We start from the raw sequence: 329 nt of genomic DNA on the forward strand, positions 1-329 counted from the left end.
CTTTGAAAGGAAAAAGCCGGCGGTCACAGATCGCCGGCTTTCCGCGCCCGCAAATGAGGGCCGGAACCTGTGAAAACCACATAAGTCCGCTTGAGGGGCAACAAACATAGCGGGGACGCATAAATGGCTGACATTTTATCTCTGATGCTTGACTCTTTAGGGCCGCTTTTATGGGCTGCTCTGATCTTTACTATTCCGCTGACATTGCTGTCGTTTCTGTTCGGCACCACACTCGGGCTGTTTGTAGCGCTCATAAGGCTGTTTGCGCCGCGCCCGATAGCTGCAATTGTCAATTTCTATGTCTGGCTGATCCGCGGCACGCCGCTGCT

Annotated in this window: 1 protein-coding gene; it reads left to right on the forward strand. The window is 53.5% G+C overall.

The genetic code is table 11. The features are described 5' to 3' along the window. Positions 1-123 precede the first annotated feature (123 nt). Positions 124-329: ABC transporter permease subunit (locus tag HBA93_RS19875; RefSeq protein ID WP_221724432.1), on the forward strand; the 206-nt coding region annotated here is incomplete at its 3' end.

Source organism: Ochrobactrum sp. SFR4 (assembly GCF_019730395.1).
Classification (GTDB): Bacteria; Pseudomonadota; Alphaproteobacteria; order Rhizobiales; family Rhizobiaceae; genus Pseudochrobactrum.